Origin of the sequence: Kitasatospora sp. NPDC057904, assembly GCF_042887925.1 — a bacterium.
Lineage (GTDB): Bacteria > Actinomycetota > Actinomycetes > Streptomycetales > Streptomycetaceae > Kitasatospora.
Map to the genome: position 1 here is coordinate 147488 of NZ_JBHVOL010000003.1, position 14166 is coordinate 161653.

Genomic DNA, 14166 nt, shown 5'->3' on the forward strand with positions numbered 1-14166 from the left:
ATGTCGCTGCCCCACGCCATCCTCACCGCCCTGCTGGAGAGACCCTCCTCGGGACTGGAGCTGACCAGGCGCTTCGACAAGTCGATCGGTTTCTTCTGGCCCGCGACCCACCAGCAGATCTACCGCGAGCTGGGCCGGCTGGAGGCCTCCGGACACATCCGGGCCCTCCCACAGGCCGGCCCGGCCCGCGGCCAGAAGAAGGAGTACGAGGTGCTGGCGGCCGGCCGCGCCGAGCTCGGACGCTGGACGGCCGAGGGCTCCGACCCGCGGGCCGTCCGCGAACCGCTGCTGCTGCGGCTGCGCGCCGCGGCCGTCGTCGGCTCCGCCGGTCTCGACGCCGAGCTCCGGCGGCATCTCGCCCTTCACCAGGCGCAGTTGGCCGACTACCTGCGGATCGAGCAGCACGACTTCCCGGCCGAACGCGCCGACGACGAGAACCGGCTCCAGCACGCCGTGCTGCGGGCCGGCATCGGTCTGGAGACGTTCTGGGTGGAGTGGCTCACCGCGACCCTGGACGCGCTGCCGGCCGACTGACCTGCGGCTTTCCGTCCCCGCGCGCTCCCCGCCGACCCCGGTGGGACACTGGTGGCCTGTCCCTGCCCGAACTCTCGACCGGGGGCCCGCATGTCTCACTCCAGGCCGCTCCACGCCCTCACCGCCGCAGCGCTCGTCGCGGCGGTCGTCTTAGGCCCGGCCCACGTGGCCGCCGCGGCGCCGGCGCAGGACCTCCCCACGGCCGACCAGCTCAAGGCGGCGCTGCTCACCGTCGACGACGTCGGCCCCGGCTACACCGAGGTCCCCACCACCAGCAGCCCCGCCCCCGGCGAGAACCCCTCCCCGGCCAGCGGCTGCGACGCCCTCAGCGCGCTCATCAACATGCACGCGGACGCCACCCCGACGCCCGGGAGCCCGCACGTCGAGGCCGAACTCGACGGCGAGGACGGCAACCCGATGGTGACCGAGAACCTCACCGCCGAGGACGCGGGCAAGCTCACCACCGACTTCAACACCGCCACCGACGCGTTCCGCACCTGCCACCAGATCACCTTCAACGCGGGCACCGAGGACTCGGTGAGCTTCACCGTCGCCCCCGTGACCCTCGGCGACCGCCCCGACGCCCCCGCCGTCCGCCTCGACGGCACCCTGGCCGGCGTCCAGCTCAACGCCTACATCGGCATCGAGCGCTTCGGCACGGTCGCGATGGTCTTCGGTTTCTTCCAGCGCCAGGACGCGGGCTCCCAGGAGGCGTCTTTCCAGTACCGCACCGCCGTGGCCAAGGCCGAACGCACCCTCGGTTCCACGGCCGGCAGCACCGCGCCCCCGACCCTGCCCACGACCACCCGGTCCGGCGGCACGTCCGGCACCCAGCCCGCGGCGGTCTGAGCCGGCGGCGCTCAGCCGATGACGACCATTCCGGCCATGGCGACGACGAACCCGGGCAGGGCCCAGCGCCAGTCGCTGCCGCCGGCGGCCGTCTTCGCGCGGGGGACGTTGCGGGAGTGGGCGAGGAGGCCCAGGCCGACGAGGAAGATCGGCCAGCCGATGAGGTGCCGGAGCAGCATGGGCTGAGCCTATCCGGCCACGGCACCGGGGCGTGTCTTTCGGATCGGCCGGGAGCGGACCTCTACCGGTCGGCGTCCTCGGCCAGTTGGAGGCGCAGGTGGGCGGGGCAGGCCGGGTTGGCGGCGACCCGGGCGCGGACGCGCGGGCTGCGGTCGCGGGCGAGCCTGGCCAGGACATCGGGCGGGCAGTGCGGGTTGCCGGCGCCCCACTCGCGTTCGCGCCGGTAGGCGGAGGCCGCGGCGGTGCGGAGGAGGGCGGCGTCCGTGGTGTGGGCGAGGGCCCACCAGCGGACGTACCGGTGGGGGTCGCGGACGGCCGCGTCGACGAGTGCGGGCGGGGCGGCCGGGTTGGTGACGACCGAGATCCGCACCTCCACGTCCGGGTCGCCGCCGAGGCGCTGGAGCGCGGCGGCGGGGGTGTGCGGGTTGCCTGCGGCGGCGTTGCGCACCGGCCGGCTGCCGCGCAGGGCGGCCTGGTACAGGGCGCGTTCGGAGCGGGTGCGGGTCACCGCGTGGACGCGGACGGCCTCGTGGCGGTCGGTGGCGAGCCGGTCGACGACGTCGGCCGGTGCGGTCGCGTACCGGGCGACGGCGAGGCGGACGGCCGACGAGGTGCTCGCCGCCAGGGTGCGCAGCACCTCGTCGGGCAGGCCGTCCCGCAGGGCCGGGCGTTCGCCCTCATGGCACCAGGCGGGCGCGGCGAGCGCCCGCCCGCAGCCGTCGGCGTACGTCTCCCCGCAGAGCAACTCCCCGTCCACAGTGGCCTCCTGAGCGCACGCAGCCCGTTCTGCCACAGTAAGGGCGCACTGGCGGCGACGGGTACGGCGCCCGGGGGCGCGTCGGCGGCCGGGTGGCGTCGCGCGGTTCCGGGGCCGCCCGTGATCCGCTCGGCGGAAGCGGCCGGGCCGTCAAGTGCCCGAACTCCCAAGCGGTGGTCAAGAATTCTTGACCGCCGCTTCGAACGCCCGGACCCGGGGGTGTGCCACGCTGTGCGCCAAACCGCCGCGCGTGCGCGTGCCGACGACGCGTGCCGACGAGGAGACGCCGTGAGCAAGCCGAGACGCCCGATCGAGGACTTCCCCGCCCACCCGGCCGGCGACCCGGCCGCAGACCTCGCCCACGCGGTCCGCGAGCGCCGCACCGCCCTCGGGATCTCCGTCGAAGACCTGGCGGAGCAAACGAAGTTGACGGCGCGTCAGATCCGTGCGATCGAGGCCGGCCACGCCGCGCCGACCCTGCCGCTCCTGACCGCCCTCGCCGCAGCGCTGCGCACCGCGTTCACCGCCTAGTGCCGTGGCGCTCGGGAGTGTCCTAGCGGGCTCCCGGCTGCGCAGGCTCGTTCGTCGTCGTGCGCACGAGCGCTCGCGCCTGCTCGGAGGTGAGCGGGTGGGCGAAGAGGTAGCCCTGGCCGAGCGGGCAGCCCATGGCGGCGAGCAGGTCGCGCTGTTCGGGGTGCTCGATGCCCTCGGCGATCACCTGGACGCCGAGCGTGTCGGCGATCCGGGCGATGCCCTCGACGAGGGCGTACTGCTGCTGCGAGGAGCCGAGGCCGTCGATGAACGACTTGTCGATCTTCAGGATCGAGATGGGGAACTCGCGCAGGTAGGACAGCGAGGAGTAGCCCGTCCCGAAGTCGTCGATGGCGATGCCGACGCCGAGACCGGAGAGGGTGGTCATGTCGTCGTGGACGCGCTCGTCGCGGCGCATCAGCACCGACTCGGTGAGCTCCAGGACGAGCGTGCGCGGGTCGATCCCGGAGGTCGCGACCGCGTGCCGCACGACGTCGACGAAGCCCGCGTCGCGGAATTGCCGGGCGGAGACGTTGACGTTGACGCGCAGCGGCGGCCGCCCGGTGGCGGCGCGGGCGGCGGAGCTCACCGCGTGCCACGCGGCGGCCTCCTGGGCGGCGCGTTCGAGGACCCACGCGCCGAGCGGAACGATCTGGCCGCTCTCCTCCGCGAGGGCGATGAACTCGTCGGGCAGCACCATGCCGCGCCGGTCGTGCGGCCAGCGGACCAGGGCCTCGAAGGAGACCAGGTCGCCGGTGCGCAGGTCGACGATCGGCTGGTAGTACAGCTTGAACGCGGACTCGGCGATCGCGGTGTCCAGGTTCTCGTTCAGCTCGTGCCGCTCCACCAGCCCGGCCTGGAAGGCCGGCTGGTAGTGGCAGGACTGGCGGCGCCCGGCCGCCTTCGCCGAGTAGAGCGCGAGGTCGGCGTGGGTGAGCAGCTCGGCGGCGTCCACGCTGTCCTCGGTCGTCGCCACGCCGATGCTCGCCGTCACCCGCACCGAGCCCGCGCTCAGTTTGAACGGCTCGGCGAACACCGACAGCACGCCCTCGGCGATCGCGTCGACGTCGTCCGGGCGCAGCACGTCCTCCACCAGCACCGCGAACTCGTCGCCGCCGAGGCGCGCCGCGGTGTCGGAGGAGCGCAGCGCCGTGGAGACCCGCAGCGAGACGGCGACCAGCAGTTCGTCGCCCACCGCGTGGCCCTGGGTGTCGTTGACCACCTTGAAGTCGTCGAGGTCGATGAACAGGACCCCGGTGACGGCGCCGCTGCGCTCGCCGCGCGACAGCGCGTGGCCGACCCGGTCCAGGAACAGGACGCGGTTGGCGAGGCCGGTGAGCGAGTCGTGGAAGGCGCGGTGGGTGAGCTCGCGCTCCATGCGGCGCTGGTCGGTGACGTCACGCAGGGTGAGCACCAGACCGCCGACGGTCGGGTCGCTGCGGAGGTCGGTGTGGCGGACCTCGGCCTCGATGGGGGTGCGGTCGGTGCGCAGCAGCCGCCAGTGGTGGTCGCGCTGCTGCTCGCGGTGGGCTTCGCGGGGCCGGTCGCCGGCGTGCTCCGGTGCCCCCGACCGGTCGGCGGGCCCGCGCATGCGGGCCAGCGCCTTGCCGACGGCCCGGCTGTCCTCCGGCGGCACGAGCTCGGTGAACTGGGTGCCCTCCAGGTCCGGGTAGCCGAGGACGCGCTCGGCCGAGGACGAGGCGTAGCGGATGCCGTCGTCGGCGTCGAGGATCAGGATGACGTCGCTCGCGTTCTGCACGAGGGTGCGGAAGTACAGCTCGCTGTTGCGGCGGATGATCTCCCGGCTCAGCATGACGCGCTCGACGGCCAGGGCCGCCTGGGCGGCGAGGATCTCCAGCGAGCCCCACAGGCTGGTGAGCTCCTGCTCGGTGCCGGTGACGATGAGCGCGCCGATCAGCGGGTCGCCGGAGGGGCGTTCGGCGAGGGTGAGCGGGCACAGGAGCGCGGAGGGCATGCCGTCGGGGCGGGTGGCGAGGCCGCTGCCGATGTCCTCGACCGGCAGGAGGCGGGTCTCGCGGTAGGCGGCGAGCGCCAGCACCTCGTCCGGGCCCCCGGGGTGCTCCGCGGCGGTGTGCCGGGCCGCGCCGCGCTCGGCGTGCCGGACGTGCAGGACGCCGCCCTCGGTGACGGCGAGCAGCGCGACGTGCCCGGCCTCGGCGGGCATCAGGGTGGAGGCGGCGGCCTGGACGGCGTCGGCGACCTCCTCGACGGTGACGGCGGCGGTGAGCGAGGCCCCGGCCACGCGCAGTGCGCGCTCGCGGCCGACGGCCTGCCGGCGGGCCACCACGACGACCGCGAGGCGGGCCAGGACCAGGAGGTAGAGCAGGGCGGAGAAGGCGCCGATCACGCCCGCGTTGCTGGTGTTGCCGTTCAGCGACTCGATGATCAGGATCGCCGGGGCGATCAGCGAGGCGAGCGTGAGCAGCGCGAGCCGGCCGCGCCCGAGGTCGGGCTGCTGGGTGGGCACCGGCCGGGTCAGCTCGACCATGGACGGGTGCAGCGCGGCGGCGCCCCACGCGGTGTAGAAGGCGGCCCAGCCGAGTTCGACCGGCCCGCCGATGCGCCAGGTGCCGTGCAACTGGATCAGCCCGTACAGGACGTCCGAGGTCAGGATGCCGAGCGTGCCGACGGTGAGCAGTTGCAGGGAGCGGCTGTTGCCGCCGCGCGGGGTCAGCAGGCGCAGCAGCAGGGCTAGCACGACGACGTCGCCGAGCGGGTAGGCGATGGAGACGGCCTTCGGGAACCAGTCGAGGTCGGCGTTCCGGGCGTACGGGAGGATCAGGTAGATCCAGGAGAGCAGGGCGAGGCCCATGGTGAGGATCAGGGCGTCCAGCAGGCCCGCGCGGTCCTGATGGGCCGTCCGCCAGCGGATGAAGCCCAGCACGCCGGCCGCGTACAGCACGAACTCGGCGAGGTAGAAGCCGTCGGCCACCGACGGGAACGGGTTGTTCAGGTGCAGGATCTGCAACTGGACGGCCTGGACGACCTCGCCCGCGGTGAAGCTGAGGTTCGCGAGCGCCAGCAGGTACCAGGGCAGCGCGTGGGACGGGCGGTTGAGGCGGACACCGATGACGATGGCGGCCACGCCGCCCAGCCCGATGCCCGTCCACCAGACGATCCGCTGCGAGGGGTCGGAGTAGTAGGCCGAGACGAAGGCCACCATCCACAGCAGGTAACCGACCATCAGGCGTTGTCGCCGGCGTGTCAACGAGGCTACCTCCTCCGCGACTTCACCCCGCCGCTCGGGCGGGAGCGCGTGACGGGGGCGCGCGTGTCGCCGGACGCCCGGTCGCCGGGCGTCCGGTCCTGGGGCGCCCGGTCCCGTCCGGTGCCGGGACTTCCGGCGGATCGCCACCGGACGTTCCCAATGTGCCGTGAGTGCGTATAGTCGGAAATGTCGCACCTCCCAGCATTCTGCCGCCACACCACGAGGTCAAGCCGGTGGACGACGCAGTCGACAGCGCACAGGGCGCACCGAAGGAAGCGGGCCCCGGCCGTCACGCCGTGGTCCGTAATGACAACGGTCAGTATGCGATCTGGCCCGGCGACTTGACGGTTCCGGGCGGCTGGCGGCGCGTCTTCGGGCCGGCCGGTCGGGCCGAGTGCCGTGCGCACGTCGAGCGGGAATGGCGGCCGGACGACCTCGGGTTCGCGGCCTCAGGGCGGCCGGGAGGCCATGAGGCCACCGCCGCCCGGCCGCCCGCCGGCTTCGCGGGCACCGTGCACGGGCTGTTCCGGGCGCGGGCCGCGCACGACCCGGAGGCGGTCGCGGTGATCGCCGACGACACCACGCTGAGTTACCGCGAACTGGACCGGCGCAGCGACCGGCTGGCGGCCGCGCTGCAGGCCCGCGGCGTCGGGGCGGAGCGGGTCGTGCCGGTCTGCCTGCCGCGCGGCGCGGACCTGGTCGTCGCGTGGCTGGGGGTGCTCAAGGCGGGTGGGGCCTTCCTGCCGCTGGACCCGGCCAACCCGGAGCGGCGGCAGGCCCGGCTCGTCGAGGACTGCGGGGCACGGGTGGGGATCGGCGCCGTGCCGGGGGTGGAGACCGTCCCGGTGGACGGCCCGGCGGCGCAGGGCCCCGTACCCGACGCCGCGGCCCCCGACGACCTCGCCTACCTGATCTACACCTCCGGCACCACCGGCACCCCGAAGGGCGTCCCGGTCACGCACCGTTCGCTCGTCTTCACGCTCGACCGCGTCATCCACGCCTACGGCCTCACCCCCGGCGACCGCGTCCTGCAGCTCGCCGCGCTCGGTTTCGACACCGCCCTCGAACAGGTGCTCGCCGCCCTGCTCTCCGGCGCCACCCTCGTCCTCGGCGGCAGCCGCACCTGGGCGCCCTTCGAACTCGTCGCCCGGCTGCGCGAACTCGGCCTCGCCGTCGCCGACCTCACCCCCGCCTACTGGCACCACGTGCTCGCGCTGCTCCCCGCCGGCGGGCCGGGGCCGCGGGCGCTGCGGCTGCTCGTCGTCGGCGGGGACGTCGTGCACGCCGACGACTGCCGCACCTGCCTGGAGCGGCTGCCCGGCGTCCGGCTGGTCAACGCGTACGGCGTCACCGAGGCGGCCGTCACCTCCACGCTGTGCGAGGTGACGCCCGCGGTGCTGGACGGCGGCGCGGCCGCGGCGGCGGCGCCGGTACCGATCGGCCGGCCGCTGCCGGGCGTGCGGGTGCACGTCCTCGACGCCCGGATGAGCCCCGTGCGGCCCGGCGAGAAGGGCGAGATCCACCTCGGCGGGCCCGGCCTCGCCCGCGGTTACTGGCGGGCCCCCGGGCTCACCGCAGAATCGTTCCTGCCCGACCCGTACGCCGCCGTCCCCGGCGAGCGGATGTACCGCACCGGCGACGCCGGACGCTGGCGGGCCGACGGGCAACTGGAGATCCTCGGCCGCTTCGACGACCAGGTCAAGGTGCACGGCTACCGGGTCGACCCGGCGGAGATCGAGGCCGTCCTGGCCGGCCACCCCGACGTCCGGCAGGCCCGGGTCGCCGCCGACGGCGACCCGGCCGGCGGCCCCCGCCGCCTCACCGCCTACTACACGCTCGCCGAGCACGCCGCCGCCGACGGCGGGCGCCGCGACGGCCTCCGCGCCTACCTGGCCGAGCGGCTGCCCGCGTACATGGTCCCGGCCTCCTTCGTGCCGCTGGACGCCATGCCGCTCACCCCGGCCGGCAAGATCGACCGTCGCCGCCTCCCGCAGGCCGAGCCGCAGGCGCGCGGGGCCGGCCGGAGCTCCACCACGAGCTCCGTCACCGGCGGCGCCGTCACGAACTCCACCGCGGGTGCCGTCGCGAGCCCCGGAACGGGCGCCGGGCCGGGCGCCGCCGGCGCGGTCGAGGACGCCGTCGGACACCTGTGGGCCGAACTGCTCGACGTCGAACTCGTCCACCCCGCCGACGACTTCTTCGCCCTCGGCGGCACCTCCCTGCTCGCCATGGAGATGCTCGCCCGCGCCCGCCTCGTCTTCGGCATCGACGTCACCCGCATCCGCGCCCTCACCCGCGCCCTCCTGCGCGACGCCACGCTGCGCGCCTTCGCCACCGCCGTACGGGACGCGCGGGCCGGCGGCACCGGCTCCCGCGAGACCGCCGTCGACTGGGCCGCCGAGGCCGAACTCGGCCACCCCGTCGGCCAGTCCTGGCGCCCCGCGCCCTGCCGCGCCGAACCCGCCGAGATCCTGCTCACCGGCGCCACCGGCTTCTGCGGCGCCCACCTGCTGAACGCCCTGCTCGCCACCACCGGCGCCCGCATCCACTGCCTGGTCCGCGCCCCCGACGAGGAACACGCCCTCGAACGGCTGCGCGCCACCCAGCAGCGCTTCCTGCGCCACGACCTGGCGGACGCCCGGGTCGTGCCGGTGGTCGGCGACCTCGGCGAACCACTGCTCGGCCTGACGCAGCGTCAGTTCGACTGGATGGCGCAGAACCTGGACGCCGTCCACCACCTCGGCGGGCAGGTCAACTTCATCTACCCCTACCACCAGCTGCGCGGCCCCAACGTCGGCGGCACCCGCGAGGTCGTCCGCCTCGCCGGGCTCAGCCGGGGCGTGCCCGTGCACTACCTCTCCACGCTCGCCGTCATCGCCGGGTTCGGCGCGGCCGGCATCCGCGAGGTCACCGAGCGGACGCCGCTCGCGCACCCGGACCGGCTGGGCGTTGGGTACGTGGAGAGCAAGTGGGTGGCCGAACAGCTGCTGCACAACGCCGCCGCGGCCGGACTGCCCGTCACCGTGCTGCGCACCAACGATGTCACCGGGGACCTGGCGACCGGCGTCATGAACCACGGGACGGAGATGTGCGCGCTCATCAAGTACATGGCGGACAGCGGCACCTGCCCCGACGTGCGGCTCGCGCTCGACTACGTCCCCGCCGACCGCTTCGCCCGCGCGGTCGTCCACATCGCCGCCCACGCGCCCGCCGACGGCGAGGTGTACCACGTGACCTCGCCCCTGCCCGCCGACCTCTCCGACCTCGCCGAACGGCTCCGGGTGCGCGGCTACCCCGTGGCCCCGATACCGTACCGGGACTGGGTGCAGGGCCTCGTCCGGTACGCCGCCGCGCACCCGACCCACCCGATCGCCCCGTTCGTCCCGCTGTTCGTCGACCGGGCCCCGGGAGCGGCGATGTCGATCAGCGAGATGTACTTCCAGCCGACCTTCCCGCGCTTCGACCGGACGCACACCGAGGCGGCGCTGGCGGGCAGCGGCATCCGGCTCCCGGCGGTGGACGCCGAACTGCTCGACCTCTACCTCGGGCAGCTGGAGGCGGACGGGTACCTGGGGGCGGGAGCGTGAACGCCTTCGCCGGGGTGGACCTGCGGGCCGCGCCCGGCGACGGGCCGGTGGCGTTCGGGGCGGGGCTCGGGGCCGAGGAGATCCTCGCCGCCTACCGGTGCGGGCTCTTCCCCCTGCCGGCCGCCGACGAGTTCGCGATCGCTTACAACGAGGCGCGGTTCGAGGAGGCCGTCGAGGCGGGGGAGATCGCTCTGCTCGGCGGCGACGACCCGTACGCCGTCGCCTGGTGGTCGCCCGACCCCCGGCCCGTCATCCGGCCCGGCGGGGTCCGGCTCGGGCAGCGGCTCGCGCGCCGGCTGCGCAACCGGCTCGGGTGGTGGACCAGCGCCGACCTGGCCTTCGGCGAGGTCCTCGCGCGGTGCGCCGAGGGGCGCCAACCGGCCTGGCTGGTCGCCGAGTTGCTCGACGGCCTGGCCGGGCTGCACGCGCTCGGCGCCGCCCACAGCGGCGAGGTGTGGGAGGGGGAGGAGCTGATCGGCGGGGTCTTCGGCGTCGCCGCCGGGCCCGTCCTCAGCCTCGACTCGATGTTCCACCGCCGGCCCGACGCGGCCCGCGTCGCCGTCGCCGACCTCGCCGCCCGCTTCACCGCCGCCGGGGGCCGGCTCCTCGACGCGCAGTGGGACGGCCCGCACGTGCGCAGTCTCGGCGCAGTGCCGCTGCCCCGTACCGACTACCTGGAGGAACTCGCGGCGCCCGCGGACCTCCGCCCGCTGGACACCGACCGGCTGCCGGCGGCCCGGCTGGGCTGAGGTGGGCTCGGCTGGGCTGAGCCGGGCTGGGCCCGGCTGGGCTGAGCCGCCCGCCGAACCAGTGGCCCCTTACCCGACTTGGCCTGTCTTCGACAAAATTATTCCCCGTCAGTAACATGGCGCCGCGTGTTCAATAGCTCGATAGGCAGGGCCGTCCGCCCCGCCCTCCTCACCCTCGTCCTGACCGGGGTCGCCGCGTGCGGGCCGACGTCCACCGGTACTCCCCAGGCCGCCACCGAGCCGGCCGCTACCCCCGTCGCCGCCACGGCGACCGACACCGGTCCGGCCGGTGTCGCCCCGACCTCCGGCGCCCCGCGCGCCCGCGCCACCACGGCCGCCGCCGCGCCCACCGGGCGCCCGACGGCGGCCGCGACCGTCGCGGCGGCCCCCGCCGGAGCCCAGCAGGCCGCCATCGGCACGCCGGGCAAGGACGGTGGCGCCGTCACCGCCACCGCGAAGAACCTCCAGCTCACGGCGTACGACCCGGCCGGCGGCACGGCCGTCCTGTCGGCCGCCCCGGGCACGGCAGCCCCGGGCACGGCCGCGCCGACCGCGAGCCCGAGCGCCCCGTCGGCCGCGCCGTCGAAGGCTTCGCCGAGCGCGTCCGCGACCGCCGCCGCCGTGCAGCCCGGCGCGCTGATCGCCAGCCCGCCGACCGCCGCCGCGCCCCAGGGCGCGCTCGTCGCCGTCACCGGCGTCCAGCCCGGCGCCGGCGACAGCATCAAGCTCGCCACCCGCCCGGCCACGCTCGCCGAACTGCTCGGCGGCACCGAGGCGGACGGCAAGGTCGCCGTCGACCCGCATGGCATCAAGGTGACGCCGCTGGTCAAGGACCTCAAGGCGACCGTCGGCGCCGGCTCCGGCGGCGTGCAGGCCGACGCCTCCGGCACGCTGGAGGTCGACGTCAACGCCCCGATTCCGCTGCCCGAGGGCGCGAGCGTGGCGGCGACCGGCTCCCTCCAGCTGCACCCCGCCGTCCACTTCGCCTACCACGGAGCCGCCGCGGGCAGCCCGCGCACGGCGTCCATCGGCTTCGACCTCGGGGCCAACGCCCACTGGAAGGTCACCGGCGACCTCGCCCGCAGCACCGGCGCGGCGCCCGTGCGGCTGCCGTTCGCCAAGCTCCAGGCGAGCCCGGTGCTGACCGTCGCGGGCCTGCCCGTCGTGGTCAACCTCGGCCTCACCTGCTACCTGGAGATCAGCGCCGACGGCCAGGTCCACGTCGAGGCCGAGCAGGAGGCCACCGGCACGTGGTCGGTGCGCGCCGACTACACCGGCGGCAAGGGCTGGGCCCCGATCAGCGACGCCGCCGACACCAAGGTCTCCCCGGTCCACCTGCGGCTGAACGGCAAGGCCGGCGTCCGCGCCGCGCTCGGCGCCGAGGCCAGCGTCGGCCTGTACGACACGGTCGGCGTGGAGACCACCGTCGCGCCCTACCTGAGCGCGAAGGCGGAGGGCTCGCTGAGCGCCGACGTCCCGGGCGGCACCCCGCAGGCGCAGGGCAGCTGGTCGGTGGTCGGCGGCATCGACCTGAACGGCGCGCTCACCGCGCACCTGAAGATCTTCGGCACCCCGATCATCGAGGGCAAGCTCCCGCTGCCGCCCTTCCACCGCGAATGGCCCCTCCTCGCGGGCACGGCCGCCCTCCCGTCCCCGCGCCCGAGCAGCTGACGTACCGACAGCTGACGGGTGACAGATAACAGCTGACAGATAACAGAGTTTGAAATCTGTTATCTGTCAGCTGTTTTTTGTTCGCCGCCGGCCGCCCCCGGGCCTACGCTTGCCGGATGTTGTCTGTGGTGGTGGCTCCCTGGGGGAGCGGTGAGCCGGTGTTCAGGCGCGCGGCGGACGTCCGGCACTACGCCGCGAGCACCATGAAGGTCGCCGTGCTCGCGGCGCTGCACCGCAGCGGCGTCGACCTGGACGCCGAGGTGCCCGTGGTGAACCGGTTCGACTCGGCGGTGGGCGGCGAGTTCGCCAACTCCCGTGACGGCGACGGCGATCAGCTGCCCTGGGAGCTCCTCGGCGGCACCGCGCCGCTGCGCACGCTCGCCGAGCGGATGATCACCCACTCCTCCAACCTCGCCACCAACCTGTGCCTCGCCGCCGTCGGCCCCGAGGCGGTGGCCGGGGTCTGGCGGCGGGCCGGGGCGACGCACAGCGCCACCCCGCGCGGGATCGAGGACGCCGCCGCGCGCGAGGCCGGTGTCGACAACCTGGTGACCGCCCGCGACCTCGTCCGGCTCCTGCGCTCCCTGGACGGCGAGCCCGAGCTGCTGGCCCTCCTGGAGCGCAACGCCTACCGGGTGGACCTCGCGGCCGGACTGCCGCCGGGCACCCGGATCGCGTTCAAGAACGGCTGGGTCACCGGCGCCCGGCACAGCGTGGGCGTCGTCTACCCGGACGACTGCCCGCCCTACCTGATCGCCGTCTGCTACACCGGCCCGCTCGCCTCCGGCCACGGCACCGCCGACCCGGCGGCCCGGTTGGTCGCGCGGATCTCGGCGGCGGTCTGGGACCGCCGCCGGGACGTCACCGCCCGACCGTGAACCGGACCGCCGTCAGTACGGCGGGCCGTCGGCGCGGCGGGTCGTCAGTACGGCGGGTCGTCAGTACGGCTTGACGAGCACGTGCGCCGCGCCCGGGATGCCGACCTTCAGCAGCTCGTCCTCCTCCGGCGTCGTGGGCGTTCCGGTCTCCTGCTTGAGGATCGCGCGGGAGAGCGCCTGCACCCAGAGCGCGCGCGGGCGGCGGCGCTCCTCCCAGGCGGTGAGGGCGGCCTCGACGGAGTCGGCGGCGTCGAGGCTCAGCGCGAGCACGAGCGCGTCCTCGACGGCCATGGCCGCGCCCTGGGCGAGGTGCGGGGTGCTGGCGTGGGCGGCGTCGCCGGCGAGGGCGACGCGCCCGATGTGCCAGGGCTCCTCGACGGTCACCTGGGAGATGCGCGAGTAGACCACCGTGGCCGGGTCGGTGACCTGGGCAAGGGCTTCGGCGACGGGGCCGCCGAAGCCGGCCAGGCGCTCGGCGAGCTGCTCGTGGGCGCGCTCCGGGTCCGGCCGGAAGTCCTCGGGCTCGGCGAACACCGAGCCCAGGTACATGAGTTCGGTGCTGATCGGGGTGAGCAGCGCCTTGGCCGCCAGGTTCCCGGCGGACATCACGACGCCCCGTACCTCGGGCGAACGCGGCAGCGTGACACGCCAGTTGGCGAAGCCGGTGTACTCGGGCGGGTACTTCTCCCCGTACAGGCGCCTGCGCAGCGGCGAGCCGATGCTGTCGAAGCCGACCACGAGGTCGTAGCGGCCGCCGTGGCCGTCGGTGAGGGTGACGTCCACCCCGTCGGCGTCGTCGGCGAGTTCGGCGATCGTCGTGCCGAAGCGCAGGCGGGCCCCGGCCGCGGTGGCGGCGGCGCCGAGCAGCTCGGCGAGGGCGGGCCGCGGGATGCCGTTGTTGGCGGGGGCGTCGCCCATGCGGGGCTGCGGGATCCGGGCGAGGGTGGCGCCGGCCGGGTCGCAGATGGTCAGCACCTCCCACTCGAAGCCGGCGGCCAGGCAGGCGTCCAGGACGCCGATCTCGCGCATCACGTGCAGGGCGTTGGACGGCTGGATGATGCCGACGCCCAGCGCCTCCAGGCCGTCGCGCAGTTCGGCGACGTCGACGTGGTGGCCGCGCCGGGCGAGGGCGGTGGCGAGGGTGAGGCCGCCGATGCCGCCGCCGTGGACGAGGACGCGCAGGGGAGAGGTCATGCGGGGC

Annotated in this window: 11 protein-coding genes; 7 read left to right on the top strand and 4 right to left on the bottom strand. The window is 75.1% G+C overall.

The genetic code is table 11. The annotated features are described in order from the left end of the window. Together ACFVSN_RS09460 and ACFVSN_RS09465 are read left to right on the top strand one after the other, a co-directional pair. Window positions 1-534, top strand: a complete 534-nt coding sequence (locus ACFVSN_RS09460; RefSeq protein ID WP_387954303.1) for a PadR family transcriptional regulator — start codon at window positions 1-3, stop codon at window positions 532-534. 90 nt (window positions 535-624) lie between these two features. Beyond that, on the top strand, window positions 625-1383 hold the full coding sequence (locus ACFVSN_RS09465) for a hypothetical protein (RefSeq protein WP_387954304.1): 759 nt from the start codon (window positions 625-627) through the stop codon (window positions 1381-1383). Between the two features lie 11 nt (window positions 1384-1394). Here the strand turns inward: ACFVSN_RS09465 and ACFVSN_RS09470 are convergent, their stop codons facing one another. Continuing rightward, a complete protein-coding gene (locus ACFVSN_RS09470) occupies window positions 1395-1562 on the bottom strand; it encodes a hypothetical protein (RefSeq protein ID WP_380436045.1) in 168 nt (55 codons plus the stop codon). Window positions 1563-1624: 62 nt separating this feature from the next. Further along, window positions 1625-2320 carry a hypothetical protein gene (locus ACFVSN_RS09475; RefSeq protein WP_387589374.1) on the bottom strand — a complete coding sequence of 232 codons (696 nt, stop codon included), beginning with the start codon at window positions 2318-2320 and terminating at the stop codon, window positions 1625-1627. A 288-nt stretch (window positions 2321-2608) separates the two neighbouring features. On the opposite strand from ACFVSN_RS09475, the gene ACFVSN_RS09480 reads away from it, so the two are divergent. After that, entirely contained in the window at window positions 2609-2851 is a 243-nt protein-coding gene (locus ACFVSN_RS09480; RefSeq protein WP_380436049.1) for a helix-turn-helix domain-containing protein, read from the top strand. A 22-nt stretch (window positions 2852-2873) separates the two neighbouring features. Here the strand turns inward: ACFVSN_RS09480 and ACFVSN_RS09485 are convergent, their stop codons facing one another. Continuing rightward, complete coding sequence (locus ACFVSN_RS09485) at window positions 2874-6080, bottom strand: putative bifunctional diguanylate cyclase/phosphodiesterase (RefSeq protein WP_380496204.1); 3207 nt, start codon at window positions 6078-6080, stop codon at window positions 2874-2876. 233 nt (window positions 6081-6313) lie between these two features. On the opposite strand from ACFVSN_RS09485, the gene ACFVSN_RS09490 reads away from it, so the two are divergent. The 4 genes from ACFVSN_RS09490 to ACFVSN_RS09505 all read left to right on the top strand — a co-directional run bounded on the left by ACFVSN_RS09490 (window position 6314) and on the right by ACFVSN_RS09505 (window position 12965). Beyond that, window positions 6314-9667, top strand: coding sequence for an amino acid adenylation domain-containing protein (locus ACFVSN_RS09490; RefSeq protein WP_387954305.1), 3354 nt, complete (start codon window positions 6314-6316; stop codon window positions 9665-9667). Next, a complete protein-coding gene (locus tag ACFVSN_RS09495) occupies window positions 9664-10416 on the top strand; it encodes a leucyl/phenylalanyl-tRNA--protein transferase (RefSeq protein ID WP_387954307.1) in 753 nt (250 codons plus the stop codon). Before ACFVSN_RS09490 ends, ACFVSN_RS09495 begins: the two co-directional genes overlap by 4 nt. Before the next feature lie 126 nt (window positions 10417-10542). After that, complete coding sequence (locus ACFVSN_RS09500) at window positions 10543-12087, top strand: hypothetical protein (protein WP_387954309.1); 1545 nt, start codon at window positions 10543-10545, stop codon at window positions 12085-12087. 116 nt (window positions 12088-12203) lie between these two features. After that, on the top strand, window positions 12204-12965 hold the full coding sequence (locus ACFVSN_RS09505; RefSeq protein ID WP_387954310.1) for a serine hydrolase: 762 nt from the start codon (window positions 12204-12206) through the stop codon (window positions 12963-12965). Window positions 12966-13025: 60 nt separating this feature from the next. On the opposite strand, the gene ACFVSN_RS09510 is transcribed toward ACFVSN_RS09505, so the two are convergent. Beyond that, complete coding sequence (locus ACFVSN_RS09510; RefSeq protein WP_387954312.1) at window positions 13026-14159, bottom strand: FAD-dependent monooxygenase; 1134 nt, start codon at window positions 14157-14159, stop codon at window positions 13026-13028. Window positions 14160-14166: the final 7 nt, after the last annotated feature.

What these genes read in the sequence shown, in the direction of transcription:
- ACFVSN_RS09460 (WP_387954303.1), top strand. Translation starts at nt 1, where the DNA reads ATGTCGCTGCCCCACGCCATCCTCACCGCCCTGCTGGAGAGACCCTCC.
- ACFVSN_RS09465 (WP_387954304.1), top strand. Translation starts at nt 625, where the DNA reads ATGTCTCACTCCAGGCCGCTCCACGCCCTCACCGCCGCAGCGCTCGTC.
- ACFVSN_RS09470 (WP_380436045.1), bottom strand. Translation starts at nt 1,562, where the DNA reads ATGCTGCTCCGGCACCTCATCGGCTGGCCGATCTTCCTCGTCGGCCTG.
- ACFVSN_RS09505 (WP_387954310.1), top strand. Translation starts at nt 12,204, where the DNA reads ATGTTGTCTGTGGTGGTGGCTCCCTGGGGGAGCGGTGAGCCGGTGTTC.
- ACFVSN_RS09510 (WP_387954312.1), bottom strand. Translation starts at nt 14,159, where the DNA reads ATGACCTCTCCCCTGCGCGTCCTCGTCCACGGCGGCGGCATCGGCGGC.